Source organism: Halorubrum sp. C191, assembly GCF_002727095.1.
GTDB classification, from domain to species: domain Archaea; phylum Halobacteriota; class Halobacteria; order Halobacteriales; family Haloferacaceae; genus Halorubrum; species Halorubrum ezzemoulense.
In genome coordinates, this window is sequence record NZ_NHNZ01000094.1 from 93,320 (window position 1) to 120,150 (window position 26,831).

Sequence of the window (26,831 nt, forward strand, 5' to 3'; positions counted from 1 at the left end):
ATCCCGACACGCCGACGCGGCAAAAGTGGCTGTACGGTCGGTGGCAGCAGACGGAAGCCGACCGGTGCGGAACGTTCGCCGGCGTCGCGGGCGGGTGGCGGCGACCGAAACTACGGCCGGCTGTTCTCGTCTCTGACGGTCGACTCGATCTCGCCCACGACCTCCGGGTTCCGGAGCGCGCTCACGTCGCCGAACTCCTCGCCGCGGGCGATGTCCTCCAGCAACCGTCGCATGATCTTCCCGGAGCGCGTCTTCGGAAGTTCCGGGGTGAACACGATCCGGTCCGGGCGGGCCACGTCGCCGACCGCCCCCGCCAGCCGGTCGGCGACGGCGTCGCGGAGCCCCTCGTCGGGCTCGACGCCGCTCTTCGTCGTCACGTACGCCACGATGCGGCCGTCGCCGTCGCCGACGACGGCGGCCTCGGTCACGCCGTCGGCGTCGACGATGGCCGCCTCCAGCTCCCCGGTGTTGAACCGCTGGGCGCGGACGTTGATCACGTCGTCGACGCGACCGAGGATCGTGACGTAGCCGTCCTCGTCGACGGTCGCGCCGTCGCCGGTCCGGTAGCGCCAGCCGTCCTCGCCCCTGAGCCAGTACTCCCGGAGGTAGCGCTCGTCGCCCTCCCGGAGCCCGCGCAACATTCCGGGCCACGGCGACGCGAGCGCGAGGTACCCGGACTCGCCGGGATCGACCGGCTCGCCGTCCTCGTCGACGACGCGGGCGTCGATCCCGGGCAGCGGCGGGCCGACCTTCCCCGGTTTCATGGGGGTTATCCCGGGGAGGGTGGCAAGCGCGATGGCCCCGGTCTCAGTCTGCCACCACGTGTCGACGACCGGCGCGTCGCCGCCGCCGACGTGCTCGCGGTACCAGCGCCACGCCTTCGGCGTGATCGACTCGCCGACCGTCCCGAGCAGGCGGATCGACGAGAGGTCGTGCGACTCGGGGTACTCCGCGCCCCACTTCATGAACGACCGGATCGCGGTCGGTGAGGTGTAGAAGACGCTCACCGCGTTGCGCTCGATCAGGTCCCAGACGCGGTCGCGGTCGGGGTAGTCGGGCGATCCCTCGTACAGCACCGTGGTCGTCCCGGTCGCGAGGGGGCCGTACACCCCGTAGGAGTGCCCGGTGATCCAGCCGATGTCGGCGGCGCACCAGTAGGTGTCGTCCGGGCGCACGTCCAAGACCTTCCGCGTCGTCCACGCGACGTGCGCGAGGTAGCCGCCCGTCGCGTGCTCGACCCCCTTCGGCCGGCCGGTCGTGCCCGAGGTGTACATCACGAACAGCAGATCCGTCGCGTCCCGGGCGACCGGCTCGACGGTCTCGCCGTCGTGCGCGTCGACGAGCGCGCCGTATTCGTGTTCGTCGTCGCCGAGCGAGACGGCCAGCTCGTCGCCGAGGCGATCGACGACGACGGCGGCCGACAGCTCGCTCTCGGCGCGGATCCGGGCGTTGTCCGCCTTCGATTTCTGGTTGAACGCGTCCTCGCGGCGGTAGTAGCCGTCGCAGGTGATCAGGTACTCGGAGTCGGCCGCGTCGATCCGGGTCGCGAGCGCCTCCGCGGACAGCCCCGCGAAGACGACGTTGTGCGGCGCGCCGATGCGAGCGCACGCCAGCATCGCGATCGGTAGCTCCGGGACCATCGGCAGGTACAGCGTGACCACGTCGTCCTCCTCGACGCCGAGGTCGCGGAGCCCGGCCGCGACCGCGTTCACCTCGCGGTGGAGGTCGAGGTAGGTGTACGACCGGCGCTCGCCGCGCTTGCCGAACCACCGGATCGCGAGCTGGTTCCGGCGGTCGTCGAGGTGGCGGTCGACGCAGTTCGCCGCGGCGTTGAGCCGCCCGTCCGGGAACCACTCGTAGAACGGCGGCTCGGAGTCGTCGAGGACCGTCTCGTACTCGCGGTCCCACGTCAGGAGGTCGGCCGCCGCGCGCCACGCGTCAGGCCCCTCCCGCTCGAACCGCTCGTACACACCCGGGTCATCGGCGGCGGCTCGCTCCAGGAAGTCGGCCGGCGGCGGGACGACGTCCTCGTCGCCGTCTGTCAGCCGCCCCCCGCCACCGGAGTCGTCCATACCACGTGATGGCCCGCGGAGGAACGTATACTTTGTCCGACCGCTCGCCGGGCGAAACGGTCCGGGCAGGACGGTCCGGCCGGAGCGGTCTGCGCGGGGCCGGGCGGCGGTCGGACGGTCTTCGGCGAGCGCCCGACCCGCGGCGGTCAGGCCGACTCTTCGGCGGGCGCCGCCGCCATCTCGGCAGCCTTCGCTCGGGCGCGGGCGACTATCGAGGGCTTCGCCTCGAAGTCGACGGTCACCTGGTCGCCCGCGTACGTCTCCTCGGCGACGTACCCGTGGTCGTGGACCCACGAGACGAGGCTCATCGCCTCGTCGGAGACCGGGAGGACGAGCCGCTCGCGCTCCCAGTCGGGAAGTTCGTCCTCGACCCGGTCGCGGAGTTCGGCGACCCCGGCGCCCGTCTTCGCCGAGACGGCGATCGGGTCGGGCGCGACGCCGGAGAGCGCGGCGCGCTTGTCGGCGAGCGCTCCCGGCTCCAGCCGGTCGATCTTGTTGAACACGGTGACGACCGGGGCCTCGTTGCGCTCGTAGAGGGTGTCGTGGCTCGTGACGAGCTTCTCGCGCATGGCCTCGACCGGCTCGCTCGCGTCGACGACGAGGAGGACGAGGTCGGCGCGGTACACCGAGTCGAGCGTCGACTCGAACGACTCCACGAGCCAGTGGGGGAGGTCCGCGATGAACCCCACCGTGTCCGTCAGCAGCACGTCGCGCTTCTCCATCTCGGCCCGGCGCGTCGTGGTCCCGAGCGTCGTGAACAGCATGTCCTGCGACTCCGCGGTGGTGTCGAGGTCGCGGTGACGCTCGGCGTTCTCGTCGACCGCCAGCTCGTCCGCGAGCCGGCGCATCAGCGTCGACTTCCCGGCGTTGGTGTACCCCGCGAGCGCGACGAGGTCGAAGCCGGAGTCGCGGCGCTGCTCGCGGCGCGCCTCCTCCTTCTCCGCGATCGACGCCAGCTCGTCGCGGATCTCGGATATCTGTCGTTTGATGTCGCGCTCGACGCTCTCGTCGTACTCGCCGAGCCCCATGAACCCGGGGCGCTCGTCGCGCTTCGCGAGGCTCGCCTTCGCCTCCGCCCGGGGGAGCTCGTAGCGAAGCTCCGCGAGCTCGACCTGGAGCTGCGCCTTCCGCGTGTTCGCGCGCTGGCCGAATATCTCGAGGATGAGCGTGAATCGGTCGACCACCTCGACGCCTTCGGGGAGCTTCCCGCCGACGTTGAACGTCTGGTACGGCCCCACGTCGTTGTCGATGATCACCGCGTCAGCGTCGGCGCGCCGGACGAGGTCTCGCAGCTCCGCAACCTTCCCCTCGCCGAACATGAACGCGGCATCCTCGGTCCGGGTCTGGGTGAGTTCGCCGACCACGTCGTAGCCCGCCGCCGCCGCTAACTGACGGATCTCGGAGAGGTCGGCCGCACCGGAGTCGACGCGTTTGGCGACGACCGCTCGGCGTCCGTCGGTTCCTGAGTCGGCGTCGGCCGCCCCCACTCCGGCGCCGTCGCTCATCGGAGGAGGTCCCGGACCGCGTACGCGGCGTGGTGTGCTGCCTGCACTGTCTCGCGCTCGCCTATGCTCTCGACGTATTTAAACTCGGGCTGGAAGCTGAGTCCGACGCGGTCGGCCGGCTCCTCGTAGAACTCGCCGCCCTCGGCGACGATCGGACCGTCGGGCGGCGCGGGGAGGTCGCCCACCGCGTCGGCAGCGAGCGCGACGGTCGCCTCCAGCGTCGGCCCCTCGCGCGCGGCGGCGAACCCCATCCCTTCCACGGAGCGGACCCGGGAGGAGTCGATCCGCGCGTGGACCGCGGCCGCGACCATCAGGTACTCGCCGTCTTCCTCGTGACGGCCGCTGATGTCCACGCCGACGACCTCAGGGGCGGGAACCGTCCACCACCGTTCGACCGGCGCGCGCGTTCGCGTCGACTGCTCGTGCGTCCATGCGAGTCCGTACGTGGGCCGTCGAGTTGAACGTTTTCGTGGGTCGCCGCGCAGAGCGGCCCGGCGGCCCGAACGGCACGGTCAGTTCCGGAGGCTGTCGACGACGTCCGCGACGCGGTCGACCGCCTCGTCGACGTCGCCCTCGTCGACGTCGAGGTGAGTCGTGAACCGCGTCGTGTAGTCGTCGAACTCGACGCAGCCGACGCCGGCGTCCTTACAGGCCGCGTAGAGCGACTCGGCCGGGATGCCGGCCGCCTCGGTGTCCGCCACGACGATATTCGTGTCCGGCGCGGGCGCGTCGACGCCGTCGAGCGCGTCGAGGCCGGCCGCGAGCCGCTCCGCGTTTGCGTGGTCCTCCGCGAGGCGGTCGACGTTCTCCAGCGCGCGGAGCGCCGGCGCGGCGATCATCCCGGCCTGGCGCATCCCGCCGCCGAACAGCTTGCGGACCCGGCGGGCGTCCTCGATAAACGCCTCGTCGCCGGCGAGGATCGAGCCGACCGGGGCGCCGAGCCCCTTCGAGAGACAGAACGTGACGCTGTCGGCGTGGGCGACGATCTCGCTCGCGTCGACGCCGAGCGCGACCGCGGCGTTGAAGACACGCGCGCCGTCGAGGTGGACCGGCACGTCGGCCTCGCGGGCGGCCTCGGCCGCGGCCGCGATCCGGTCGACCGGGACCGCGATCCCGCCGCGGTAGTTGTGGGTGTTCTCCACGGTGAGGAGACCGGTCCCGGGGCGGTGGAGGTCCTCGTCGACGAGCCCCTCACGGACCGCCTCGGGGGTCGGGACGCACCGCTCGCCGGCGTCTATCGTCCGCGTCTGGACGCCGGAGAGCTTCGCCGCCCCCGCCAGCTCCCAGCGGTAGATATGCGACTCGCGCTCCAAGAGGAGCTCTTGGCCCGGCTCCGTGTGCGCGTGGACCGCGATCTGGTTGGCCATCGTCCCAGAGGGGACGTACAGCGCGGCCTCGGTGCCGACCGCGTCGGCGGCCTGGCGCTCTAACTCGTTGACCGTCGGGTCGTCGCGGTACACGTCGTCGCCGACCTCGGCGGTCGCGGCCGCGTCGCGCATCTCCTCGGAGGGCGTCGTGACGGTGTCGGACCGCAGGTCGATGAACTCGTCGTCGGACATCTGTTGTAGGCCCTACCGCGGCGCCGGGCATATATCCCGCGCTCGGCGAGCGAGCGGCGCAGCGAACACGGGGCGGAAGATCCGCGCTCGGCGCGGTCGGTTCCGCGTTCGGTCCCTTCTTATTGACCGAGATCGATCCGTAACGTATGGCAACGGAAGCCGCGACAGACGACGCAGCCGACGCACCGGACGCCTACGGCGCGCTCCTCGACCGCGTCCAGCGGTGGAACGCGGTCGGGAGCGCCTCCGGCGTCCTCGGCTGGGACCAGCAGGTGATGATGCCCGAGGGCGGCACGCCCGCGCGGTCGAAGCAGCTCTCGGCGCTCTCCTCGGTCCACCACGACATGGTCACCGCCGACGAGACGGGCGAACTGCTCGACGAACTCGACGACGCCGACCTCACGGACGAGCAGGCCGCGGTCGTCCGGGAGGTCCGCCGCGAGTACGAGCGCGCCGACGCCGTCCCGGTCGAACTCGTCGAGGAGATCTCCGAGACGGGCTCCGAGGCGCTTCAGGCGTGGGAGGAGGCGAAGGCCGAGAACGACTTCGAGACCTTCGCGCCGTACCTGGAGAAACACGTCGAGCTGAAGCGGGAGTACGCGGAGCACATCGATCCCGACCGGGACCCCTACGAGGTCCTCTTCGAGGAGTTCGAGCCGTGCCTCTCGATGGAGCGCGCGGAGTCGATCCTCACCGAGCTCCGCGAGGCGCTCGTCCCGATGATCGAGGAGATCCGCGCGTCCGATGTCGACCTCGCCGTCGACACCTTCGAGGGGACCTTCCCCGAGGACGAGCAGGAGTCGCTCTCGCGAGAGGCGCTCGAGCTCGTCGGCTACGACTTCGACCGCGGCCGTCTCGACGTCTCCTCGCACCCGTTCACGTCCGGGAACCAGTTCGACTGCCGGGTGACGACCCGGTTCGACGAGACCGACCCGCTCGGCGCGGTCGGCTCGACGATCCACGAGTTCGGCCACGCGCAGTACAACCTCGGGCTCCCGCAGGAGCACTTCGGCACGCCGCTGGGCACGTCGCGCGACCTCTCGGTCCACGAGTCGCAGTCGCGACTCTGGGAGAACCACGTCGGCCGGAGCGAGGCGTTCTGGCAGGAGTTCCTCCCCGTCTTCCAGGAGCACTTCCCGCAGACTGAGGACGCGACGGTCCGCGACGCCTACGAGGCGTTCAACCAGGTGTACGAGGACAATCTCATCCGCGTCGAGGCCGACGAGCTCACCTACCACCTCCACATCGTCGTCCGGTTCGAGATCGAGCGCGACCTGATCCGCGGCGACCTCGACGTCGAGGACGTGCCCGAGGTCTGGAACGACAAGTACGAGGAGTACCTCGGTATCCGTCCCGAGAACGACGCGGAGGGGTGTCTCCAGGACATCCACTGGAGCCACGGCAACTTCGGCTACTTCCCGACCTACTCGCTCGGTTCCGTGATGGCCGCGCAGCTGTTCGAGGCCGCCGAGGCCGAGATCGACGACCTCGACGCGAAGATCGCCGAGGGCGAGTTCGGCGACCTCCGCGACTGGCTCGGCGAGAACGTCCACCGGCACGGCGCCCGCTACGAGACGAACGAACTGGTGGTGCGCGCGACCGGCGAGGACTTCTCCGCCGACGCCTTCCTCGACTACGTCGACGAGAAGTACGGCGAGCTGTACGGGATCTGAGGCGCCGTCGAGCGCTCCGAACCCGCTTTTCTACCACCGTCGACGGTCCTCGGCGAGACGCGCTCGTGCGTCAGAACGACCGGTCCGTCGCGGCGGCGTCCGCGTCGAACGCGCCGACGGTCTCCACTGCGGCCGCCCCCGCAGCGTTGCCGACCGTCGCCAGCCGGCGGAGGTCCGACGCACCGCCGTGCCGCGCGGCGAGGACAGCGCCCGCGAACGCGTCGCCGGCGCCGGCCGGTGTGGCAACCGTCGCCGAGGGGGGAGCGACGGTCAGGCGCTCCGTGACGGCCCCGTCGTCGATCCGCATCGCCCGCGTCGCGTCGCCGCCGTCGGTGACGAACGCCGTCGCGGAGTGGTCCGCCGGGAGCAGTTCGAGCAGGCCCGCCGGCGTCGGCTCGACGCCGGCCACCGCGAGGTCGTCCGTCCCGGCGAACAGCAGGTCGCAGCGCGGGAGGACCTCTCGCAGCGCGTCTCGGTACTCTTCCGGGCCCGACCACTGGTTCGGACGCCCGTTGAGGTCGAACGCGACGCGGGTGCCGCGCTCCGCGGCCGCCGCGGCGAGGCGGCGGACCGTCGCCCCGTTCACCGCGGCCGGCAGCGTGACTCCCTCCAGCAGGATCCACTCGTACGAGGCCGCGAACGACGCCGGATCCTCCGGTGGTGTGAACCCGTAACAGCTTCCGGCCACCCACGCGTTCCATTCCTCGTCGCCCGCCGCCCCGGCGTACAGCGTCAGCGGTGACGGCGCGTCGACCCGCGCGAGGCGTTCCGTGCCGACCGGGCCGTTCGCGAGGTCCCCGGCGGCGGCCGCCCCGAGCACGTCGGTCCCGACGTTCGTGACGAGGTCGACCTCGCAGCCGGCCGTAGCGGCCCATCGGGCGGCGTTCGTCGCCGTGCCGCCGACGTGCCACTCGAAGCCGCTCCCGGGCGCGATCGGTCCGCCGTCCGTGGGGTAGAGGTCGACCGTCGTGTCGCCGACGACCGCCACTCCTCGGTCGCTGTCACTCACTGTCGCACCGTGTTCGCTACGCTGTAGCGGTACCCGCATGAATCTATCCACTCGATTCCCCCTCAGCCGCGCCCGCGATCCGGCCACCCATGGCCGAGACCGAGCGTGCGTCCGGCTGTGGGATATTTCCGGCCGGAGGGCGTCCCCGATCCATATGTCGCAGCCGCATTCCGAGGTCGACCTCAAGCCGGACCTGACCGACGACGTCGCCCTCATCACGGGCGCGAACCGCGGTATCGGAGCCGAGATCGCAGCGGGTCTCGCGGAACTGGGAGCGACCGTGTACGCCGGGGCCAGAGACCCGAACGACGTCACCGCGGCGGACCAGCGCGCCGTCGAACTGGACGTGACCGACGACGGGCAGATCCGGGCGGCGGTCGACCGGATCGAACGAGAGCGGGGGTCGTTGGACGTTCTGGTGAACAACGCCGGGATCTTCTCCCGGTCGGGACCGCTTCACGAGATGGACGAGGCCGACTTCGACCGGACGATGGCCGTGAACCTCCGCGGCCCGGTCCTGCTGACGAAGCGGGCGCTGCCGCTGCTTCTGGACGGCCCCGGCGGGCGCGTGGTCTCCATGTCGTCGGGCCTCGGACGCTTCACGGAGGGACGAATGGAGGGCGAGTATCCGCCGTACCGGCTGTCGAAGGTCGGTCTCGGAGGGTTGACGGCCTACCTCGACGGGGAGTACGGCGATCGGGGACTCATCGCCAACGCTGCCTCCCCCGGGTGGGTTCGGACTGACATGGGCGGGGACGGTGCGCCCCGCCCGCCGTCGAAAGGGGCCGAGACCCCGGTGTGGCTCGCCAGGTTCGCACCGGGGAGCCCGGGGGGACTACTCTGGAAGGACCGCGAGCGGGTCCCTTGGTGAGGGCGACGCGGACGCCCCAAGGGGCCGTCCCCGCACTCGCTCCGCGCTTATCCCAGCCGGAACCCGGTCATCAGGACGATGAGCACGAGCATCATCGCTCCCTCGAACAGTCCGACGACGAGGTTCTTCTTCTCGATCGATTCGAGCCGCGAGGCGTCCGGATCCGGCGACAGCGTCTCGTAGTAGGCGCTGAGCTGGAGCCGGTGCGGCACGGCGATCCCGAACGCGAACAGCCCCCAGCCGAGTGCGAGCGCGGCCCCCGACCACGCGCCGCCGAAGCCGTAGCCGAGGCCGAGGTCGGGCGTCAACAGCACCGTTCCGGACAGCACCGTCGTCAGCGAGAAGCCGACGAGGAAGAAGACCGCCTTCGGCACCAGCGTCGTCGTGACCGCGGCCGACGCCTCCTCGCCGAGACCACCGAGCGTCGGACCGATGATCGCCGGGAAGATCAGCGCGAACCCGAACCAGACCGCCCCGGCCGCGACGTGCGTGTAGAAGAGCAGTTCGGTGCTCCCGAGCGCGAGGCTCGCCCCGAGGAACGCCAGCGGGACGAGGAGGCTCCCGGCCGCGAACGCCGGATTCGCGGCCCGGGCGAGGTGTTGGACTCGATCGACGAACCCCTGTTCGACGATGCGGCGATCGGTCTCGTTAGCGACTGCCATGCCGTCTGATAACAATCAACTCTAAAATGCGTTCTGGTCGACACGAACGCGGCCGGTTTCCGCCGCGGCGGTCACTTCTCGATGATGCTCTCCTCGACGGCCTCGCCGAAGTGGCGCGCGACGTCCTCGTAGTAGACGAGCGCCTCGTCGCCCGGCTTGACCTCGGTGACGGCCTTGCGGCCCTCGCCCGTCGCGATCTTCACGGTCTCGGCGTTCTGGATGAGCGTCTCGATCCGGTCGGTCCCGTCCTCCGTCTCGATCTCCGCTTGGATCCGGAACATCGGGCGCTTCTCGATCTTTACCCGGCCCACGACCGCCTCGCGGGTGTGGCCGTCTGTGTCGACGACCTGGACCTCGTCGCCGCTCGACAGTTCGGCGAGGTAGTTGGTGCCGCCCTCCGAGTTGCGGACGTAGGCGTGGACCGCCCCCGCGTTCACGCGGAACGGCCGCGAGGCGACGTACGGCGACTCCGCCGTCTCGGCGTGGACGAAGAAGAGCCCGCGAGACATCGAGCCGACGAGCATCCCCTCGCTGTCGTCCATTAGCGACCCCGTGTCGATACAGACCCGGTCGGCCCTCCCGGTCTGTTCGATCTCGGTCACCTCGGCGTAGCGGAGATCGAGCGTCTCGCGGTCCGCGGCGTCGCGGGCCTGGACCGCGCCGCGGATCTCGTCGGGTGAGTCGGCGTCGAGGAGGACGCCGTCGGCGCCGATCTCCAGCGTCTCGAAGGCGGTCCGGGCCTCCGCGGCCGTCGTCGCGCCGGCGACGAGGTGGGTCTCCTCGCCGACGCGGGCGATCAGGTTCTCCAGCGGGATGATCGACCAGTCCTCGCCCACGATCACGGTGAACTCGGCGTCGTCGGCGGCGGCCTCGGCGAACGCCTCGTACCCTGTGCCGAGGATGCGGACGTATGCGCCCTGCGCGCGGTCGTCGCGGCGGCGCAGCGTGGTCAGGTCGGCCGACCCGGAGAGGTCCTCCGGCATGTCGATCGTCCCGTCGCCCTCCCCACCCTTCCCGACGAAGTACGCGTCGGCCTCGGCGTCGCTCTCGGCGTCGTCGATCACGTCCGCGTCCGATCGGAAGGCGGCCACGTTCACGTCGCCCAGCTCCCGGACCCGGCCGACGTCCCCCTCGTCGACGAGCACCCAGTCCGCGCCGGCCTCGATGGCGGCGGTGACCCGTCGCTTGCGCGCCTCCCAGTCGCCGACGGCGCCGTCGGCTTTGACCCAGACCGTGCGTGTCATTGTCGGAACCTCACGGCGCGGCGGCTTGAAAACTGCGAAAGGAACAGGGAGTCCGACCGGATCTCGCACGGTCGACCGCGGGCGCTCGGCCTGCCCTCAGGCCTCGACGAACCCGCCCGCCCGCAGCGCCTCGTCGACGCCGGCGTCGTCGTGGACGACCGCCGACACCGCTCTCGCGATCCCCTCCGGGTCGTCGTGCTGGAAGATCGACCGCCCCATCGACACCCCGGCGGCGGCGCCGTCCATCGCGCCGCGTACCATCTCGACCGTCTCCCGGTCGGTGCCCTTCGAGCCGCCGGCGATGACGACGGGGAGCCGCGTCGACTCCGTCACGCGGGCGAACGAGTCGCCGTCGCCCGAATACCCGGTCTTCACCACGTCGGCGCCGAGCTCCTCGGCGAGCCTGACGGCGTGTCCGAGGGCCTCCGGGTCGGACTCGTCGACGCCCGGGCCCCGGGCGTACGCCATCGCGAGGACGGGGAGCCCCAGCCGCTCCGCGTCGGCGGTCAGCTCCGCGAGGTCCTCGATCTGGTTCGGCTCGTACTCCGAGCCGACGTTGATGTGGAAGGAGACGGCGTCGGCGCCCGCCCGGACCGCGTCCGCCGCCGTGCCGGTGACGCGCTTGTCGCTCTCGTCAGGGCCGATCGTCGTCGAGCCGTTGAGGTGGACGATGTACCCCGCGTCGTTCTTGTTCGGGTGGACGCGCTCCGCGATCCCGCGCTGGGTGAGCACCGCGTCCGCCCCGCCGCTGGTGACGCCGTCGATCGTCGACTCGATGTCGACGAGCCCCTCGACGGCGCCCATCGTGATCCCGTGGTCCATCGGGACGATCAGGTAGCGGTCGTTCGTGGAGATGCGGTCGAGTCGTGCCGAGAGTCCTGCTGTCATAGTGGGGTGGGTCGTTGTGTGAGAGTGTGGCAATCGTAGGTAAGTGGGTTTCGTTCGGGGACGTATTGGCTCCGAGGCGCCAGGATCAGACCGACTCTGTCGCCTCGGCCCGCGAGCGGCGGCCGCGCTCCGCGCCCTCGGTCAGTTCGCGGGAGAGCGCCTCCAGCCGGTCGGCGACCGCCGCGGTCGGGAGGTCCTCCGCGACGCCCTCGGCGACGATGTCGACCAGCGCGGAGCCGACGATGATCCCGTCGGCGCCGCCAGCGACGATCCGCTCGGCGTGCTCGCCGGACGAGATGCCGAACCCGACCGCCTTCGGCACGTCGTACTCGCGGAGCCGGTCGAGGCTCGCCGTGGTCTGGTCTGAGACGTCGTCTCGGGCGCCGGTCGTCCCGAGCCGGGCCTGGACGTACACGTAGCCCGAGACGCGCTCCATGAGCCGGTCGAGGCGGTCCGCGCGCGTCGTCGGCGCGACGATGAAGACGAGGTCGAGCCCGAACTCGTCGCAGGCCTCGCGCAACGGGTCCGCCTCCTCGGCCGGCAGGTCGGGGACGACGAGGCCCTGAATCCCGGCCGCGGCGGCGCGCTCGACGAAGGGCCGCGGTCCCTCGCCCTCACCGTACTGGTAAATGAGATTGTAGTACGTCATACAGACTAACGCGGCGTCCACGTCGAGGTCCTCCGCGAACGCGAAGAACCGCTCCGGCGTCATCCCCGCGTCGAGCGAGCGGACGAGCGCCTCCTGTATCGTCGACCCCTCCGCGATCGGCTCGGAGAAGGGGAGGCCGAGCTCGATCACGTCCGCGCCGCCGCGGTCGAGCGCCTCGACGTACGCCTTCGACGACTCGTAGTCCGGATCGCCGACGACGAGGTACGGGACGTAGGCCGGGCCGTCCGCGAACGCCGCGGCGATCGCCGAGGAGTTGGCGGGCTCCCCCATTCAGATTCCCTCCGTGAACATCGACATGTCCGGCGCGTTCGGCACGTCCCGCTGGTCGGTCTCCTCGATGGCGGCGTCGAGGTCCTTGTCGCCGCGCCCCGAGACGTTCACGATCACGCGCTCGCCGAGGTCCTCGTGGTGCTCCTCGAGGTAGCCGAACGCGTGCGCCGTCTCCAGCGCCGGGATGATCCCCTCCGTGTTCGAGAGCCGGTGGAACCCCTCCAAGGCGGCGTCGTCGTCGACCGCGACCGGGTCGACGCGGCCCTCGTCGACGAGGTACGCGAGCTCCGGACCGACGCCGGCGTAGTCGAGCCCGGAGGAGACGGAGTGGCTCTCCATGATCTGCCCGTCCGAGTCCTGGAGCAGCTTCGTCCGCGCCCCGTGGAGGACGCCCTCGTCGCCCGCGTACAGCGACGCGGAGTTCGGCGCGACGCCCTCCTCCTCGTCGACTTCGAGGGTGGAGCCGCCCGCCTCGACCGCGTGGAGGGCGACGGACTCGTCGTCGACGAAGTCGGCGAACGTGCCCATCGTGTTCGACCCGCCGCCCGCGCAGGCGACCACGTCGGTCGGGAGCCCGCCCGTCTTTTCGATCGCTTGCTCGCGCGCCTCCTCGGAGATGACCGCCTGGAAGTCGCGGACCATGACCGGGAACGGGTGCGGGCCGACGATCGACCCGATCACGTAGTGGGTGTCCTCGACGGTCTCCGCCCAGTCGCGCATCGTCTCGGAGATGGCCTCCTTGAGGGTGCCGCGCCCGGTGGTGACGGGCTTGACCTCCGACCCGTTGAGCTTCATCCGGAACACGTTGGGGCGCTGGCGGTTGATGTCGCGCTCGCCCATGTAGATCGTACAGGGCATGTCCAGGTGCGCGGCCGCCATGGCCGTCGCGGTGCCGTGCTGGCCGGCGCCCGTCTCCGCGATGATGCGCTCTTTGCCCATGTACTTCGCCAAGAGGACCTGCCCGAGCGCGTTGTTCAGCTTGTGGGCGCCGCCGTGGAGGAGGTCCTCGCGCTTGAGGAACACCTCCGTGTCGTAGCGCTCCGAGAGCCGGTCGGCGCGCTGGAGCGGCGTCGGCCGCCCGCCGAACGCCGCGAGCCGCTCGCGGAACTCGTCCATGAACCCGTCCTCGTTGTTCAGGACGTAGCGCTCGTACGCGTCGGCCAGCTCCTCGATGGCGGGCATCAGCGCCTCCGGGACGTACTGGCCGCCGTACCGGCCGAACTTCCCGTCGTCGCGCCCGCGCTCGCGGCCCGGTCGTCGCGAGGGCACCGCGCCGTCCGTTGCTTCCGTCGTCCGCGTGTCGGTCTCGCTCATGTGGGTGTCTCCGTTGTCTCCGTCGCGTCGTCGTCCGCGGCCGCCGCGTCATCGCCGTCCGCGGTCGCCTCGTCGCCGCCGGCCTCCGTCCGCACCAGTTCGCGGGTGTTCGCCGCCACGTCGCCGTCCATGATCGCGCTCCCGACGAGCAGCGCGTCGGCGCCCGCGGCCCGCATCCGGCGGACGTCGGCGGGCGATCCGATGCCGCTCTCGGCGATCAGCGTGACCTCGTCCGGGACGTGGGGCGCCACGGACTCGAAGGTTCCGAGGTCGACGACTAGCTCCGCGAGGTCGCGGTTGTTCACGCCGATCGTCGTCGCGCCCGCGTCGAGCGCGCGCTCCAGCTCCTCCCGGTCGTGGACCTCGACGAGGACCTGGAATCCCCGGTCTCGGGCGGCCTCGAGCAGTGTCGGGAGGTCGTCGCCGACGAAGCGGGCGATGAGCAGGACCACGTCGCTCTCGACGGCGTCGAGCTGCGCCTCGTCGACGACGAAGTCCTTCCGGAGGACCGGTACGTCCACCGCGTCGCGCACGCGCTCGAGGGTGTCGACGCTCCCGCCGAAGTGCCCCGGCTCGGTGAGCACGCTCAGCGCGGCCGCCCCGCCGGCGACCATCCCCTCCGCGAGCGCGACGGGGTCGTCCTCGCGGCTTCCCTCGGTCGTCGGGCTCGTGGGCTTCACCTCGGCGATAAGCGGGACGCGGTCCTCGGCGTCGGCCCGTTCGAACGCGGCCGAGAGGTCGCGCGGCGAGACCGAGATGTCCCCGTCGGCTCCCCGGGCCGCGCTCGCCCGCTCCCGGGCGCCGGACAGGATCGACCTGACCGCCGGCGCCAGCTCGTCTGGATCGTCCATTACTATACACTAATGTACGTATCTGTTCATAAGGCTTGCGGGGGCGGCCGGGACGCCGTAGCTTCTCACAGAGAAGCCGAACACGTTCCCGTGCCGATGACTTAAGTGATTCACCCTTCCAACGAAGGGTATGAGCCTGTCCGGTACGTCCGGCGTCTTCGCCCGGCAGTTCGACGAGATCGGTCGGACCGTCCAGATCGGGTTCGCCGGCGGTCGCGTCATCTCGGTGTCGTTCCCCGCCGAGCACCCCGGCGACGCCGACGGCGACCACGACCTGTTAGACAGGATCGACGCGTACCTCGGCGGCGAGCGCGACGAGTTCGCCGAGGTCGCGCTCGGCCTCACGGTTCCGACGGACCGGCGCGAGGCGCTGGAGGCGCTCCGGAGCGTCCCGTACGGCGAGGAGGTCTCCGTGAGCCGACTCGCGCGGCTCGGCGGGTTCGACCCCGACGACCCGGACGACCTGGAGGTCGTGACGGGAGCGCTCGCCGACAACCCGATCCCGGTCCTGCTGCCGGACCACCGGGTGAGCGGCGGGCCGTACGCGACGCCGAGCGACGTGCGGAGCGAGCTCCGGCGCGTCGAGGGAATCTCTCGGTAACGGCACCCCGGCGTCAGCGCGCGAGACCGGCGTATCGCGTATAAGAATTCTTTGTTATCGTTCATTATAGATACACGACCGAGTCAGCTCTAATACCGCCGCGCCCGGGCCGTTACAACTGTCGTTGGTGATTCGATATGAACGGTGAGAAGCGAACGGGAGCGGAGACGGACGGACCGATGACTGCGATGTCGCGTCGGGGGGCGCTCGGCTTCCTCGGAGTTGCCGGGTTCGCCGGGTTGTCGAGCACGACCGCGAGCGCGAAGCAGAGGAAGGGTAACGGAAACGGCGGGAACGGAAACGGCGGGGGCGGCAACGGTGCCAGCGCGGAGATCAACGTCTTACCGAACCCGAACTTCATCACGAACGCAGCCGGGGAGGTCCCGCCGTTCGACCCGGACGTTGAACTGTTCGATCCGGCGCCGGTCTCGATCCCGCTCGACGAGATCATCGAGGGAAGCGAGGAGTACGACTCGACGCTCGGTCGCTCGCTGAACGACGGGAAGCATCAGGTCGTCCGACCGCCGGCGGGGTACGACCGCGAGGAGGGGTACGACGGCTCGTGGGCCCCGGTGACGTGGGGCGAATACGGCGCGGTCGGCGGAACGGCGACCGTCGGCGGCGTGAAGCCGGACAACGGGAACGGCGGCGCGACCGGAACGCGCGTCAACATCAACGTCGAGAACGCGCTGCCGAACGGTCAGTACACGATCTGGGTCGTCAAGTTCGCCGCGCTCGCGGACGACAGCGACCTCGGCCCGAGCGACCCGTTCGTGACGCCCGCCGGGAACGGGCTGGTCGGCTTCCACAACCTCGGCCAGAAGTTCGGCGGCGACGGCGACTCGGAGAACGACTTCACGGTCGACGAGAACGGCGACGGCGGGATTCGCGTCTTTAACGAGGGCGGCGACCTGACCGGGATCCCCGGGTTCAACGAGCCGGGATACCCGTTCGTCGGCGAGGCCGACGACTACGAGCAGAGCGCGGACCGACTCAGCGAGATCGCGAACGACCTGCGAGAGGAGGACGAGATCCACTTCGTCGGCGCGTTCCACTACGACGACCAGGTGTGGGGCGTCTACCCAGGCCCCTGGCACGTGAACCAGTTCAGCGCGGTCTTCCAGTTCTGACCGCGACGGCAGCCCGGCCGACCGGCCGGCTCAGATCTCGAAGTCGGGCGTGTCGAACGCGCCCTCGTCGGCGTCGACGTCGTAGCGCTCGATCCCGGTGAGCGCGACGTCGAGCGTCGCCTCGGCGTCCCACCGCCCCGTGTTGATCGCGAGGTCGTAGATAGAGCGGTCGGACAGATCGATCCCGTAGTAGGACTTGTACCGCTGCTCCTCGATTACCTCCCGGACCTGCATCTCCGAGGTCATCTCCTCACGGTCGGCCGTGCGGTCCGCGCGGACCTCGTCGGGCGCGTCGAGCCAGATCCGGATGTCGGCGCGGTTGCCGGCGAGCCAGCCCGCCAGCCGCGACTCCAGCACGAACGCCTTGTTCGCGGTTCCCCACTTCTCGGCGATGCGACGGAGCCGCTGGTCGAGCGCCCGGTCGATCTCCTCGGACTCGCCGGTCTCGGCGATGAGCTGCGAGAGGCTCATGTCCCGCTCGGCCGCGATTTCGCGGAACAGCTCGCCCCCGGAGACGTAGCCGCAGTCGAGCGCGTCGGCGATCCCCTCGACGAGCGTCGTCGCCCCGCAGCCCGGCGGGCCGGAGACGGTGACGAACAGGTTCCGGTCGATCCGTCTGTCGGGCTCCGGCGAGGTGCCGCTCATGCGTGTTGCGCCACGGAAGGCCGTCGGATAAACGGGTCGGTTGCGGGAACGCCCGCCGGACCGGCCGGGCGGGCCGTCTCGCCGCCGGGCGGACGATGCGGTTCGACGCAACCGATTTCCCGTCCGGAGCCCTCGTGATCGCCGTGAGCGAAACCACGGACCGCGGCGACGAGGCCGCCGCGCGGGCGCTCCTCCGCGACGCGGTCGAGCGCGGCGCGATCGCCGACCCCGACTTCGACCCGGAGTCGGTCCCGATCGCGGACGCCGACGTGCTCGCCCGGCTCTCGCCGCCGGTCCGTCGCTGGTGGGTCGAACGCTTCGGCGGGTACGTCGGCGAGAACGGCGGCTTCTTCACGCCGCCGCAGCGCGAGGCGATCCCCCACGTCGACGACGGCCGGAACTGCCTCGTCGCCGCCCCGACCGGCAGCGGGAAGACGCTCGCCTCCTTCCTCGCGGTCCTCGACGACCTCTTCGCCCGCGACCGCGACGGCGAACTCGAGAACTCCGTCTACTGCCTCTACGTCTCGCCGCTGAAGTCGCTCGCGAACGACATCGAGCGCAACCTCGAAACCCCGCTGGCGGGGATCGGCGAGGCGGTCGCCGCCGCGGAGGCGGAGAGCGCGACCCGCGACGGCGACGACGGGGCGGCCTCGGACGGCGCCTACGACCCCGGCGTCAGGCAGGCGATCCGCCACGGCGACACCTCGAAGGCGGACCGACAGGCGATGCTCTCGGAGACGCCGCACGTCCTCAACACCACGCCGGAGACGCTGGCGATCCTGCTCAACTCGCCGAAGTTCAAAGAGAAGCTCCGGACCGTCGAGTACGTGATCGTCGACGAGATCCACTCGCTGGCGGCGAACAAGCGCGGTACCCACCTCGCGGTGTCGCTGGAGCGACTGACGGAACTGGCGCGCAACGAGGGCCCGGACGCAGGCGAATCGGCCGGCGGCCCGGCGCCGCACGCGCCCGGCGACATCACCCGGATCGGCTGCTCGGCGACGGTCGAGCCGCTCGACGGGATCGCCTCGTTCCTCGTGGGGCGCGAGCGCGCCGCGGGCGCCGTCGGCGAGTTCGAGGGGTTCGAGACGCGCCCCTGCGAGGTGGTCGACGCGCGGTTCGCCCGCGAGTTCGACCTCGAACTCCGGACGCCGGCGGCCGACCTCATCCACACGCCGCGGTCGGCGGTGACCGACCGCTTCTACGAGTCGCTTCACGACCTCGTCGAGGCCCACAAGAACACGCTCGTGTTCACGAACTCACGGTCTGGCGCCGAGCGAACCCTTCAGGAGCTCCGCCAGCGGTTCGACTACGACGAGTCGGACTCGGGCGTCCACCACGGGAGCCTCGGCGAGACGCAGCGAACGCGGGTCGAGGAGGGGCTGAAGTCGGGCGATCTCGACGTGGTCACCACCTCGACGAGCCTCGAGCTCGGCATCGACATGCCGCACCTCGACCTCGTGGTTCAGGTCGGCTCGCCGAAGTCGGTCGCGGCGCTGCTCCAGCGCGTCGGCCGGGCGGGCCACAGCCCGGGCGAGACCGTCGAGGGACGGGTGTTCGCCCTCGACCGGGACGAGCTGATCGAGTGCGCGACGCTGCTCGCGCGCGCCGAGGAGGGGTTCGTGGACCGGGTGTTCCCGCCCGAGGGCGCCTACGACGTTGCCGCCCAGCACGTGTACGGAATGGCCATCAACCGGATCCGCCCCGACCGCGAGGTCCGGGAGGTGCTGCGCCGCGCGCACCCGTACCGCGGCTTCGACGACGAGGCGTACGAGCGGCTGTTCCGGTACCTCACCGGCGACTACGACGGACTGGAGGAGAAGAACGTCTACCCGAAGGTGTGGCGCGACGGCAACGACCCGCCCGACGGCGAGCACCACTACCCCGAGTACCCGGTCGGCGAGACGCTCGTCGGGAAGCGCGGGCGGCTCGCGCGGGTCATCTACATGACGAACGTAGGGACGATCCCCGACTCGTTCACCTGCGACGTGTTCACGCGCGACGACGAGTGGGTCGGCACGCTCGACGAGTCGTATCTCGACACGCTGGAGTCCGGCGACGTGTTCGCGCTTGGCGGCGAGCGGTTCTCGTTCCGCTACCGCCGCGGCTCGAAGGTGTACGCCGACCGGACGAGCGAGCGCCCGACCGTCCCCTCGTGGTTCGCCGAGCGCCTTCCCCTCTCGGCGGACCTCGCCCGCGAGGTGTTGGTGTTCCAGGCCGAACTCCTCGACCGGCTGGCCGGCGATGACCCGAGCGCCGGCCCCGCCGCGGTCCGAGCGTGGCTCCGCGAGTTCCCCCTCGACGGGAACGCCGTCCGCGCGCTCGCCCGGATGTACGACGAGCAGGTCCGGTACGCCGGCGCCGAGGCCGTCTCGACGCCCGACCGCCTCGTCGTCGAGGAGGAGCTCGACCGGAGCGAGTACAAGCGCCGCTTCTACGTCCACTCGACGTACGGGCGCCGGTTCAACGACGGCCTCTCGCGGCTCGTCGCGGCGGCGGTGGCGAACCGGACCGACGCCAACGTCGCGGTCGCGGTCGCGGATCGCGGGTTCAGCCTCGCGCTCCCGCTCAACCGCAAGGTCGACGTGGCGGGTATCCTCGCCGACCTCGACCCGGAGACGGTCCGGGAGGACCTCCGCGAGGCCGTTCAGGGGACCGACCTGCTCCAGCGCTACTTCCGGATCAACGCCGGGCGCGCGCTGCTCATCCTGAAGCGGTACAAGGGGTACGAGAAGTCGGCGGCCGAACAGCAGGTCTCCGCCGAAATGTTGCTGTCGTTCGCGGCCGATCTGGAGGAGTTCGCCGTGTTGGAGGAGACGTACCGCGAACTGCTGGAGGACCGCCTCGACGTGGGCGGGATCCGCGAGGCCGTCGGCCGGATCGCGGGCGGCGACCTCGCGGTCGAACACCGCGTCGTCGACTCGCCGAGCCCGCTCGCGTTCGGGCTGGCGACGCTCGTCGACTCCGACACGGTCATCGCTGACGACGAGTCCGCGGTCCTGCGGGAGTTCCACGCCCGCGTCATGGAGGAAATCGGCGACGGGCCGCGGAGCGCCGACCGCGACGCCGAACCGCCCGGGGACCGGGAGGGCGACTGAGATGGCGGAGCCCGCGCCGTCGACGGCGTCGCCGCGCTCCCGGCTCCGGCTCCGGTTCGCCGGCGCGGTAACGCTCGGCGCGCTCGGGCTCGCCGCGCTGTGGCGCACGTTCGGGACCGCGTGGGTCCTCGCCGCGGCCGGACCGGGCGCGTACCTGGCGGCGTACGCGTGGACCCACCTCGGTGCGAACCACCGACCCGGCGTCGACGGGCCGCGCCCGCGGCTCGGCCCGGCGAACGCGATCACGCTGTTCCGCGGCTGGCTCGCGTCGGTCCTCGCCGGCGCGCTGGCGGCCGCCCCGCCGCACCCGTGGATCCCCGCCGCGCTGTTCGCGGGCGCGGTCAGCCTCGACGCGGTCGACGGGGCGGTCGCCCGCCGGACACGGGAGACGATCCTCGGCGCTCGCCTCGACGGCGCGACCGACGCGCTGGCCGTCCTCGTCGGGGCCGCGGTCGCCGTCGCGCTCGGGGCGCTCCCGGCGTGGTACCTCCTCGCCGGCGGCGTCTGGTACGCCTACGCAGGGTCATTGTGGTGGCGGCGGCGGACCGGCGCGCCGGTGTACGAGCTCCCGCCGAGCCGGGTCCGCCCGTTCGTCGGCACCGCGCAGTTCGCCGCCGTCGCGGTCGCGCTCGTGCCGGGCGTCGGGGGCGCTCGGGCGGCCTCCCCGCTCGCCGCGTTCGCGGGCGTCGCGCTCGCGGCGCTGCTGGCGAGTTTCGCTCGCGATTGGGCGGCCGCGACGGGACGGCTCGGCCGCGACGACCCGCCGACCGCGAACCGCGAGTGACCGAAACGCTCCCGCCGTCTGCGCGCGGAGAGCCTCAGGACTCTCGGGACAACAGGACCGCGAGGACGGCGATCAGCGCGACCTGCGCGACCTTGTCGACGGCGCCGTAGACGCCGACGTCGGCCGGGAACGAGTACGTCCCGAAGACGAAGTTGATGACGTACCACAGGACGATCTGTCCGGCGGTGAACGGGATTCCGAGCGCGTACACCAGCCGGCGGCGGTACCCCGAGACGATCGCCGTCACGCCCGCGCCGAAGCCCAGAGTCGCGAAGAAGAACGAGATCCCCAACGCCCCCCCGACCAGGAAGCCGAGCGCGACGTGGACGATCCCGGACACGGTCGCGGCGAGGATTCCGATCCAGTGGAGGGGGGTCAACGATTCGACGTCGACGCCGGTGTCGGTGCGTGTCATGAATGTGCGACCCACGGACTCGGTCGGCTTATGTCTACTCCCGCCCCCGAATCGACGGCCGACGAGGGGGCGCCGACCGTCGCCGCCGTGGGTTTATGACGGATCGGTCCGTGTGATCGCCAATGCCACATCGTCTCAGTCGTCGACCGCGGACGGGTGAGTCCGCGTGAGCGACGGCGACGCCGGACGGGCCGTAGAGTTCGTCGGTCCGGAGCGCGTCGAGGTCGTCCCGACGGAGGCGCCCGTCCCCGGTCCCGACGAAGTGGTCGTCGACGCCACCGTCTCCGCGGTGAGCGCCGGATCGGAGCTGCTCGCGTACCGCGGCGAACTCGACCCGGAGACGGTCGCGGACGAGGAGCTGCCCGCGCTCGACGGCGACCTCTCGTACCCGCTCCGTTACGGCTACGCGGTCGTCGGGAGCGTGACCGCTGTCGGCGACGCGGTCGACCCCGCGTGGCGCGGTCGCACCGTCTTCGCGTTCAACCCCCACGAGACCCGGTTCGCCGTCGCCCCGGACGCCCTGCGTCCGGTCCCCGACGGGATCGACCCGGAGACGGCGACGCTGTTCGCGAACGCCGAGACCGCGGTCACGTTGACGCTCGACGCCGCTCCCCGGATCGGCGAGCGCGTCGCGGTGTTCGGCGAGGGCGTCGTGGGGCTGCTCACGACCGCGCTGCTCGCGCGGAGCGGCGCCGAGACCGTCGTCGCGGTCGAGCCGAAGGACCGCCGCCGGTCGCTCGCGTCCGAGTTCGGCGCCGACGCCGTCGTCGACCCGAGCCGATACGGCGGGCGGGGGGGCGTCGTCGACGCCGTGCGCGAGCACACGGGCGGCGTCGACCTCGCGGTCGAGGTGTCGGGCCGGCCCGAGACGCTCGAAACGGCCGTCGAGACGACGCGGTTCGACGGCCGGGTCCTCGTCGGGTCGTGGTACGGGACCAAGCGCGCCGACCTCGGCTTCGGCGACCACTTCCACCGCGGGCGCGTCACCGTCCGCAGCAGTCAGGTCACCACCATCGCGCCGGAGCTCCGCGGGCGCTGGGACCGCGACCGCCGCCGCGAGACCGCCTGGCGCGAGCTCCGCCGACTCGACGACGACCTCGACGTGACGGACCGCCTCGTCACCGACCGCGTCCCGGTCGGCCGGGCGGCGAGCGCGTACCGCCGGCTCGCCGACGAGACCGAGCCGACCCTCCAACTCCTCTTCACTTACCCATGTACGAACTGACCGTCACCGAGTCGTTCGTCGCACAGCACTACCTCACCGTCCCCAACCCGCCAGCCGACGAGGCGGCGCTTCACTCTCACGTGTTCACCGCGGAGGCGACGTTCCGCGGCCCGGAACTGGGCGAGTACGGCTACCTGCTTGATATCGACCTCGCGCTCGACGCCCTGAGCGACGCCGCGGAGCGCTACCGCGACGAGACGCTCAACGACCACCTAGAGGGCAACCCGAGCGCCGAGCGTCTGGCCCGGGCGCTGTTCGACGCGCTCGCGACCGTCGACGCCCCGGCCGCGACGGAGCTGACGGTGACCGTCCGCGAGGACGACGTGGCGAGCGTCTCGTTCACCGGCGACCTGCGGTGACCGTCCGATGCGCGTCACGCTCGTCCTCGCCGGCGACATCGAGTCCGAGTCCGGCGGGTTCTACTACGACCGGCGGCTCCGCGACCGGCTCCGCGAGCGCGGGCACGCGGTCGAGGTCGTCTCGCTCCCGCGGGGCTCGTACCGGGAGCGACTCGCGCCGAACCTTCGCGCCCGCCGGCTCGCCGACCGGCTCTCGGAGTTCGACGTCGTCGTTGAGGACGGGCTGGCGCACCCCTCCGTGCTGTGCGCCAACCGACGGCTCGACGCGCCGTCGGTCGCGCTCGTCCACATGATCGCGTGGCGTGCGCGGGCGGCTGAAGGGGTGCGATCGAGCGGGACGGGAGCCGGCGAGCGGGTCCGCGCCGAACTCGGTCGGCGCGGGGTCGCGGCGATCGAGCGCCGATTCCTCCGCGGGGTCGACGCCGCGGTGTACAACGCCGAGACGACCCGCCGGGACGCGGCCGGGCTCGGCGGGCCGGCGCGCAGCGTGGTCGCGCCGCCGGCCGGCGACCGCTTCGAACCGGTGGTCTCCGCCTCGGAGATCCGCGAGCGAGCGCGATCCGGCCCGCTGGAGGTGACGTTCCTCGGCAACGTCGTCCCGCGGAAGGGGCTCGATACGCTCGTCGAGGGAGTCGCCCGGCTCGACCGCGCCGCGGTCGACTGGCGGCTGACCGTCGTCGGCGATCGGACGATCGCGCCCGAGCACGTCGAGCGCGTGGAGGGCATGACCGCCGAGGCCGGGATCGGCGACCGGGTCCGGTTCGCCGGCCGACTCGACGACGCGACCGTCGCGGCGCGGCTGCGCGAGAGCCACGTCCTCGCGGTGCCCTCGCAGTACGAGCCGTTCGGTATGGTGTACCTGGAAGCGATGGGGTTCGGCTGCGTTCCGCTGGCGACGACCGCGGGCGGGGCGAGCGAGTTCGTCCGCGACGGCGACTCCGGGGTCCTCGTTCCGCCTGGCGACCCCCGCGCCGTGTCCCGGGCGCTCCGGGACCTCGACGACCGCGACCGGCTGGCGGAGATGGGGATCGCCGCGCGCCGCGACTACGAGGCGCGCCCGGGGTGGCCCGAGACGCTCGACCGCGTCGTCGACTTCCTGGCGGCGACCGGTAGCGAGAGGCCGCGGGGTGACGCCGCGTGACCGACCACGCGACGTACCTCGACGCGAAGCGGGCGCTCGACGACCGCTCTCTGAACCGCGAGGTCCTCGATCGGTTCGCCGCCGAACTCCCGCCGGAGTCGGAGATACTCGAAGTCGGCGCCGGGACGGCGACGATGGTCGAGCGCCTCGTCGACTGGGGCGTGATCGAGGGGGGCCGGTGGGTGGCGGTCGACGCCCACGAGGCCGCGCTCGCCGCGGGCGAGGCCCGGGTCGGGGAGGCGGTGGGCGACGTGGCCGTCGAGTACCGCGTCGCCGACGCCTTCGACGCTGTGAGCAAGGCGGTGGCCGCGGGAGACCGGTTCGACGCCGTCGTTGGCTGCGCGTTCTTCGACGTGGTCGACGCGGCGCCCGCGGTCGCCGCCCTCGCGGACGTGGCCCCCGTCGCGTACGCGCCGATAACCTACGACGGCGAGACGCGCTTCGCGCCAGCGGACCCCGACGACGACGCCGTCCTCGACCGCTACCACCGACACATGCGGGAGTTCAGGGCCGGGGGCCCGGACGGCGCGGCGGCCTTGGCTCGGGAGGCGACCGTGATCGCGGAGGGGCCGTCTCCGTGGCGGATCGAGCCCCCCTACGAGTCCGGCGAGCGGACGGTCCTCGCGCACCTGCTCGATACGGTCGAAGAGGCGGTCGGAGAGACCGGATACGACGCGAGCGACTGGGCGGAGCGGCGGCGAGCGGCGCTCAAGGACGGGCGGCTCCGCTACGAGGCCGCGAACCGGGACCTGCTGGTCCGCCTCGACTGACGCCCTCGATCGACGGAGGAGTCCGGCCCGGTCTATCCTTGTCAGGGGACGAACTATGGGCCGATCGGCTCGGTCGGAATCGGCTCCGGGAGCCCCTCAAGCACGAGCGTCGTGTAGTGGAGGAACACGGCCAGCGCCGCGATCGACAGCAGCAGCAGGAAAAGCAGAATCATGCGCTCGTCGCTGCGGACGACCCCGGCGGTGTCCGCGAGAAACGCCGTCAGCGCGCGACACTCGGGCATTGGACTCAGTTGCGCACGCGCTTAGTTAAAACTGCCCTGCGGACCGTTCGGACGGCGCCGATCGGGCCGACCCGCCGGTCCGGCTCGGTCGCGGTCGCTCAGTCGTCAGACGGTGACGGCGGCGATCGGCCGAGCGGCTCGCCGTCGACCGGCTCGTCCGGGTTCGCGTTCACCGCTGCGTCGCTCAGCCCGAGTTGGGCGTCGACATCGACGTCTTCGCGGACGTGGACGGTGCCGCGGTGAACCGCGATGGCGTCCGCGAGGTGGAGCCGGACAGCGTCGAGCAGGACCTCGGCCTCGAGTGGCTGCCCGCGCCGCTTGATCTCGTCGACCTCGGCCCCCGGCGGCACGTCGAAGGCGCGCTGGGCGATCACCGGGCCCTGATCGAGGTCCGTCGTGACGTAGTGGGCGGTGACGCCAGCGATTCGGACGCCTGCGTCCTTCGCCTGTCGGTACGCCTCGGCACCGGGGAACGCCGGGAGCAGCGAGGGGTGGACGTTGATAATCCGGCCCTCGTACCGGAAGACGACCTCCGGCGAGAGGATGCGCATGTAGCGCGCCAGCGCGATGAGGTCCACGTCGTACTCGGCGAGCAGGTCGAGGAGCCGGCCCTCGTCGGTGTTGCCGTTGCCGTCGCCCACGTCGTAGAACGGCTTGTCGTAGCGCTCCGCGAGCGACCGCAGGTCGCCGCGGTTGCCGATGACCACCGGGATCTCAGCCTCGCCGTCGTCCGCGAGTTCGCCGCGCTCCTCCGCCTCTAACAGAGCCTCGGGGGCGTGCGTCTCCTTCGTGACGAGCAGCGCGACGCGGCGCGCGTCGCGGTCGCTCGGGAACCGGACTTGGATGTCGACGTCGAGCTCGCGGCCGAGCTCGGCGAGCGCGCGCCGGAGCTCGCCGCGCGAGGTCTCCATCTCGGCGGTGTCGACGCGAGTCGTCATCCGGAAGACGCCCTCGCGGACCGCCTGGTCGAGGTCCTCGATGTTGATTCCCCGCTCGAACAGCAGGGAGGTGACCCGCGCGATGAGTCCGGTCTTGTCTCCTCCGACGACCGTGATCTCGGTCAGTTCGCGGGTCATGCGACGATCACCTCCGCGGGTTCGAGCGGCTGCATACACCCGGTGAAGAAGGCGGAGGGGTTTGCCCCTTTCGTTCCGCGCCGTTTCTGCTTCCCGCACGAAAGACTGGCATGTATCCACAAATATGCGTATAAACGGCGTTCCAAAACGGTTTTTACACACGACTCCGCACCAACGACCATGACAGCATACACGGCGACGGTGACGGTCCGGCTGAAGCGGGGCGTCCTCGACCCGGAGGCCGAGACGACCCAGCAGGCGCTCGAACGGCTCGGGTTCGAGCTGTCGGACCTCCGCTCGGCCGACCGGTTCGAGGTCGACCTTGACGCCGCCGACGCCGACGAGGCCGCCGACCGCGCCGACGAGATGGCCGAGCGGCTGCTCGCGAACCCCACGATCCACGACTACGACGTGGCGGTCGCGGAGCGATGACGGTCGCCGTCGTCGAGACGACGCCGATCGTCACCGGCGCGACCCGCGCCGACCCGACGGTCACGGCCGCCCAGGCGAGGTGGGCGGCGTGACGGTCGCCGTCGTCCAGTTCGGCGGCTCCAACTGTGACCGCGACGCGGTCCGCGCGCTGGACCACCTCGGCGTCGACGCCGAGCGCGTCTGGCACGCGGACGGCCTCCCCGACGACCCCGACGGGATCGTCCTCCCCGGCGGGTTCTCCTACGGCGACTACCTCCGCGCCGGCGCGATGGCGGCGCGCGATCCGATCATGACGGAGGTCCGCGAGGCGGCCGACGAGGGCGTC

At 71.5% G+C, this 26,831-nt stretch carries 27 protein-coding genes; 12 read left to right on the forward strand and 15 right to left on the reverse strand.

The annotated features are described in order from the left end of the window. Nucleotides 1–110 precede the first annotated feature (110 nt). From acs to Z052_RS08520, 4 genes are all read right to left on the reverse strand, one after another. Nucleotides 111–2,072 carry an acetate--CoA ligase gene (acs, locus tag Z052_RS08505; protein ID WP_089307657.1) on the reverse strand — a complete coding sequence of 654 codons (1,962 nt, stop codon included), beginning with the start codon at nucleotides 2,070–2,072 and terminating at the stop codon, nucleotides 111–113. Nucleotides 2,073–2,218: 146 nt separating this feature from the next. After that, complete coding sequence (hflX, locus tag Z052_RS08510; RefSeq protein WP_086215791.1) at nucleotides 2,219–3,577, reverse strand: GTPase HflX; 1,359 nt, start codon at nucleotides 3,575–3,577, stop codon at nucleotides 2,219–2,221. Continuing rightward, nucleotides 3,574–3,930: a DUF2209 family protein gene (locus Z052_RS08515; RefSeq protein WP_094519781.1), complete on the reverse strand. Its 357-nt coding sequence runs from the start codon at nucleotides 3,928–3,930 to the stop codon at nucleotides 3,574–3,576. The genes hflX and Z052_RS08515 overlap by 4 nt, the downstream gene beginning before the upstream one ends. Before the next feature lie 159 nt (nucleotides 3,931–4,089). Further along, nucleotides 4,090–5,136, reverse strand: a complete 1,047-nt coding sequence (locus Z052_RS08520) for a low specificity L-threonine aldolase (protein ID WP_089307655.1) — start codon at nucleotides 5,134–5,136, stop codon at nucleotides 4,090–4,092. Between the two features lie 146 nt (nucleotides 5,137–5,282). On the opposite strand from Z052_RS08520, the gene Z052_RS08525 reads away from it, so the two are divergent. Then, the gene (locus Z052_RS08525; protein WP_086215788.1) at nucleotides 5,283–6,809 is read left to right on the forward strand and encodes a carboxypeptidase M32; all 1,527 of its coding nucleotides are present in this window, start codon (nucleotides 5,283–5,285) and stop codon (nucleotides 6,807–6,809) included. Nucleotides 6,810–6,879: 70 nt separating this feature from the next. Here the strand turns inward: Z052_RS08525 and Z052_RS08530 are convergent, their stop codons facing one another. Beyond that, the gene (locus tag Z052_RS08530; RefSeq protein ID WP_094519780.1) at nucleotides 6,880–7,818 is read right to left on the reverse strand and encodes a carbohydrate kinase family protein; all 939 of its coding nucleotides are present in this window, start codon (nucleotides 7,816–7,818) and stop codon (nucleotides 6,880–6,882) included. Between the two features lie 154 nt (nucleotides 7,819–7,972). Here Z052_RS08530 and Z052_RS08535 point away from each other — a divergent pair, with 154 nt between their 5' ends. Then, entirely contained in the window at nucleotides 7,973–8,689 is a 717-nt protein-coding gene (locus Z052_RS08535; protein WP_094519779.1) for an SDR family NAD(P)-dependent oxidoreductase, read from the forward strand. A 47-nt stretch (nucleotides 8,690–8,736) separates the two neighbouring features. Here the strand turns inward: Z052_RS08535 and Z052_RS08540 are convergent, their stop codons facing one another. The 6 genes from Z052_RS08540 to trpC form a co-directional block, all read right to left on the reverse strand. Then, on the reverse strand, nucleotides 8,737–9,351 hold the full coding sequence (locus Z052_RS08540) for a hypothetical protein (RefSeq protein ID WP_049929571.1): 615 nt from the start codon (nucleotides 9,349–9,351) through the stop codon (nucleotides 8,737–8,739). A gap of 71 nt (nucleotides 9,352–9,422) precedes the next feature. Then, nucleotides 9,423–10,595, reverse strand: a complete 1,173-nt coding sequence (locus Z052_RS08545) for a 3-dehydroquinate synthase II (protein ID WP_094519778.1) — start codon at nucleotides 10,593–10,595, stop codon at nucleotides 9,423–9,425. Between the two features lie 96 nt (nucleotides 10,596–10,691). Next, the gene (locus tag Z052_RS08550; protein WP_049929569.1) at nucleotides 10,692–11,483 is read right to left on the reverse strand and encodes a 2-amino-3,7-dideoxy-D-threo-hept-6-ulosonate synthase; all 792 of its coding nucleotides are present in this window, start codon (nucleotides 11,481–11,483) and stop codon (nucleotides 10,692–10,694) included. A gap of 85 nt (nucleotides 11,484–11,568) precedes the next feature. After that, nucleotides 11,569–12,423: a tryptophan synthase subunit alpha gene (gene trpA, locus Z052_RS08555; RefSeq protein ID WP_086216587.1), complete on the reverse strand. Its 855-nt coding sequence runs from the start codon at nucleotides 12,421–12,423 to the stop codon at nucleotides 11,569–11,571. Then, nucleotides 12,424–13,737 carry a tryptophan synthase subunit beta gene (gene trpB / locus Z052_RS08560; RefSeq protein ID WP_049929566.1) on the reverse strand — a complete coding sequence of 438 codons (1,314 nt, stop codon included), beginning with the start codon at nucleotides 13,735–13,737 and terminating at the stop codon, nucleotides 12,424–12,426. After that, complete coding sequence (gene trpC / locus Z052_RS08565) at nucleotides 13,734–14,588, reverse strand: indole-3-glycerol phosphate synthase (protein ID WP_094519777.1); 855 nt, start codon at nucleotides 14,586–14,588, stop codon at nucleotides 13,734–13,736. Before trpC ends, trpB begins: the two co-directional genes overlap by 4 nt. A gap of 130 nt (nucleotides 14,589–14,718) precedes the next feature. On the opposite strand from trpC, the gene Z052_RS08570 reads away from it, so the two are divergent. Together Z052_RS08570 and Z052_RS08575 are read left to right on the forward strand one after the other, a co-directional pair. Beyond that, nucleotides 14,719–15,189: an MGMT family protein gene (locus tag Z052_RS08570; protein WP_049929563.1), complete on the forward strand. Its 471-nt coding sequence runs from the start codon at nucleotides 14,719–14,721 to the stop codon at nucleotides 15,187–15,189. A 137-nt stretch (nucleotides 15,190–15,326) separates the two neighbouring features. Beyond that, a complete protein-coding gene (locus Z052_RS08575; RefSeq protein ID WP_094519776.1) occupies nucleotides 15,327–16,319 on the forward strand; it encodes a hypothetical protein in 993 nt (330 codons plus the stop codon). A 30-nt stretch (nucleotides 16,320–16,349) separates the two neighbouring features. Here Z052_RS08575 and cmk read toward each other — a convergent pair whose 3' ends face one another. Beyond that, a complete protein-coding gene (cmk, locus tag Z052_RS08580; RefSeq protein WP_049929561.1) occupies nucleotides 16,350–16,964 on the reverse strand; it encodes a (d)CMP kinase in 615 nt (204 codons plus the stop codon). 134 nt (nucleotides 16,965–17,098) lie between these two features. Here cmk and Z052_RS08585 point away from each other — a divergent pair, with 134 nt between their 5' ends. Both Z052_RS08585 and Z052_RS08590 read left to right on the forward strand, forming a co-directional pair. Further along, nucleotides 17,099–20,062, forward strand: a complete 2,964-nt coding sequence (locus tag Z052_RS08585) for an ATP-dependent helicase (protein ID WP_094519803.1) — start codon at nucleotides 17,099–17,101, stop codon at nucleotides 20,060–20,062. Between the two features lies 1 nt (nucleotide 20,063). Then, on the forward strand, nucleotides 20,064–20,846 hold the full coding sequence (locus tag Z052_RS08590; protein ID WP_089307648.1) for a CDP-alcohol phosphatidyltransferase family protein: 783 nt from the start codon (nucleotides 20,064–20,066) through the stop codon (nucleotides 20,844–20,846). 34 nt (nucleotides 20,847–20,880) lie between these two features. Here the strand turns inward: Z052_RS08590 and Z052_RS08595 are convergent, their stop codons facing one another. Continuing rightward, nucleotides 20,881–21,261, reverse strand: a complete 381-nt coding sequence (locus Z052_RS08595; RefSeq protein ID WP_086216580.1) for a hypothetical protein — start codon at nucleotides 21,259–21,261, stop codon at nucleotides 20,881–20,883. Between the two features lie 166 nt (nucleotides 21,262–21,427). Between Z052_RS08595 and Z052_RS08600 the strand changes: the two genes are divergently transcribed. The 4 genes from Z052_RS08600 to Z052_RS08615 are packed head-to-tail and all read left to right on the forward strand — an operon-like array spanning nucleotide 21,428 to nucleotide 24,756. Then, nucleotides 21,428–22,486, forward strand: coding sequence for a zinc-binding alcohol dehydrogenase (locus Z052_RS08600; protein ID WP_094519775.1), 1,059 nt, complete (start codon nucleotides 21,428–21,430; stop codon nucleotides 22,484–22,486). Continuing rightward, on the forward strand, nucleotides 22,474–22,845 hold the full coding sequence (locus Z052_RS08605; protein ID WP_049929556.1) for a 6-carboxytetrahydropterin synthase: 372 nt from the start codon (nucleotides 22,474–22,476) through the stop codon (nucleotides 22,843–22,845). The genes Z052_RS08600 and Z052_RS08605 overlap by 13 nt, the downstream gene beginning before the upstream one ends. Before the next feature lie 7 nt (nucleotides 22,846–22,852). After that, nucleotides 22,853–23,986, forward strand: a complete 1,134-nt coding sequence (locus Z052_RS08610) for a glycosyltransferase family 4 protein (RefSeq protein ID WP_049929555.1) — start codon at nucleotides 22,853–22,855, stop codon at nucleotides 23,984–23,986. After that, nucleotides 23,983–24,756 carry a class I SAM-dependent methyltransferase gene (locus tag Z052_RS08615; RefSeq protein WP_094519773.1) on the forward strand — a complete coding sequence of 258 codons (774 nt, stop codon included), beginning with the start codon at nucleotides 23,983–23,985 and terminating at the stop codon, nucleotides 24,754–24,756. Before Z052_RS08610 ends, Z052_RS08615 begins: the two co-directional genes overlap by 4 nt. A 53-nt stretch (nucleotides 24,757–24,809) precedes the next feature. Here Z052_RS08615 and Z052_RS08620 read toward each other — a convergent pair whose 3' ends face one another. Then, nucleotides 24,810–24,998: a hypothetical protein gene (locus Z052_RS08620; RefSeq protein WP_049929553.1), complete on the reverse strand. Its 189-nt coding sequence runs from the start codon at nucleotides 24,996–24,998 to the stop codon at nucleotides 24,810–24,812. A gap of 98 nt (nucleotides 24,999–25,096) precedes the next feature. Then, a complete protein-coding gene (locus tag Z052_RS08625; RefSeq protein WP_049929552.1) occupies nucleotides 25,097–26,074 on the reverse strand; it encodes a formyltransferase family protein in 978 nt (325 codons plus the stop codon). Nucleotides 26,075–26,254: 180 nt separating this feature from the next. Between Z052_RS08625 and purS the strand changes: the two genes are divergently transcribed. After that, nucleotides 26,255–26,506: a phosphoribosylformylglycinamidine synthase subunit PurS gene (gene purS / locus Z052_RS08630; protein WP_004595793.1), complete on the forward strand. Its 252-nt coding sequence runs from the start codon at nucleotides 26,255–26,257 to the stop codon at nucleotides 26,504–26,506. Between the two features lie 88 nt (nucleotides 26,507–26,594). Further along, a partial coding sequence (locus Z052_RS08635) for a phosphoribosylformylglycinamidine synthase subunit PurQ (RefSeq protein WP_199058254.1) occupies nucleotides 26,595–26,831 on the forward strand: 237 nt, incomplete at its 3' end.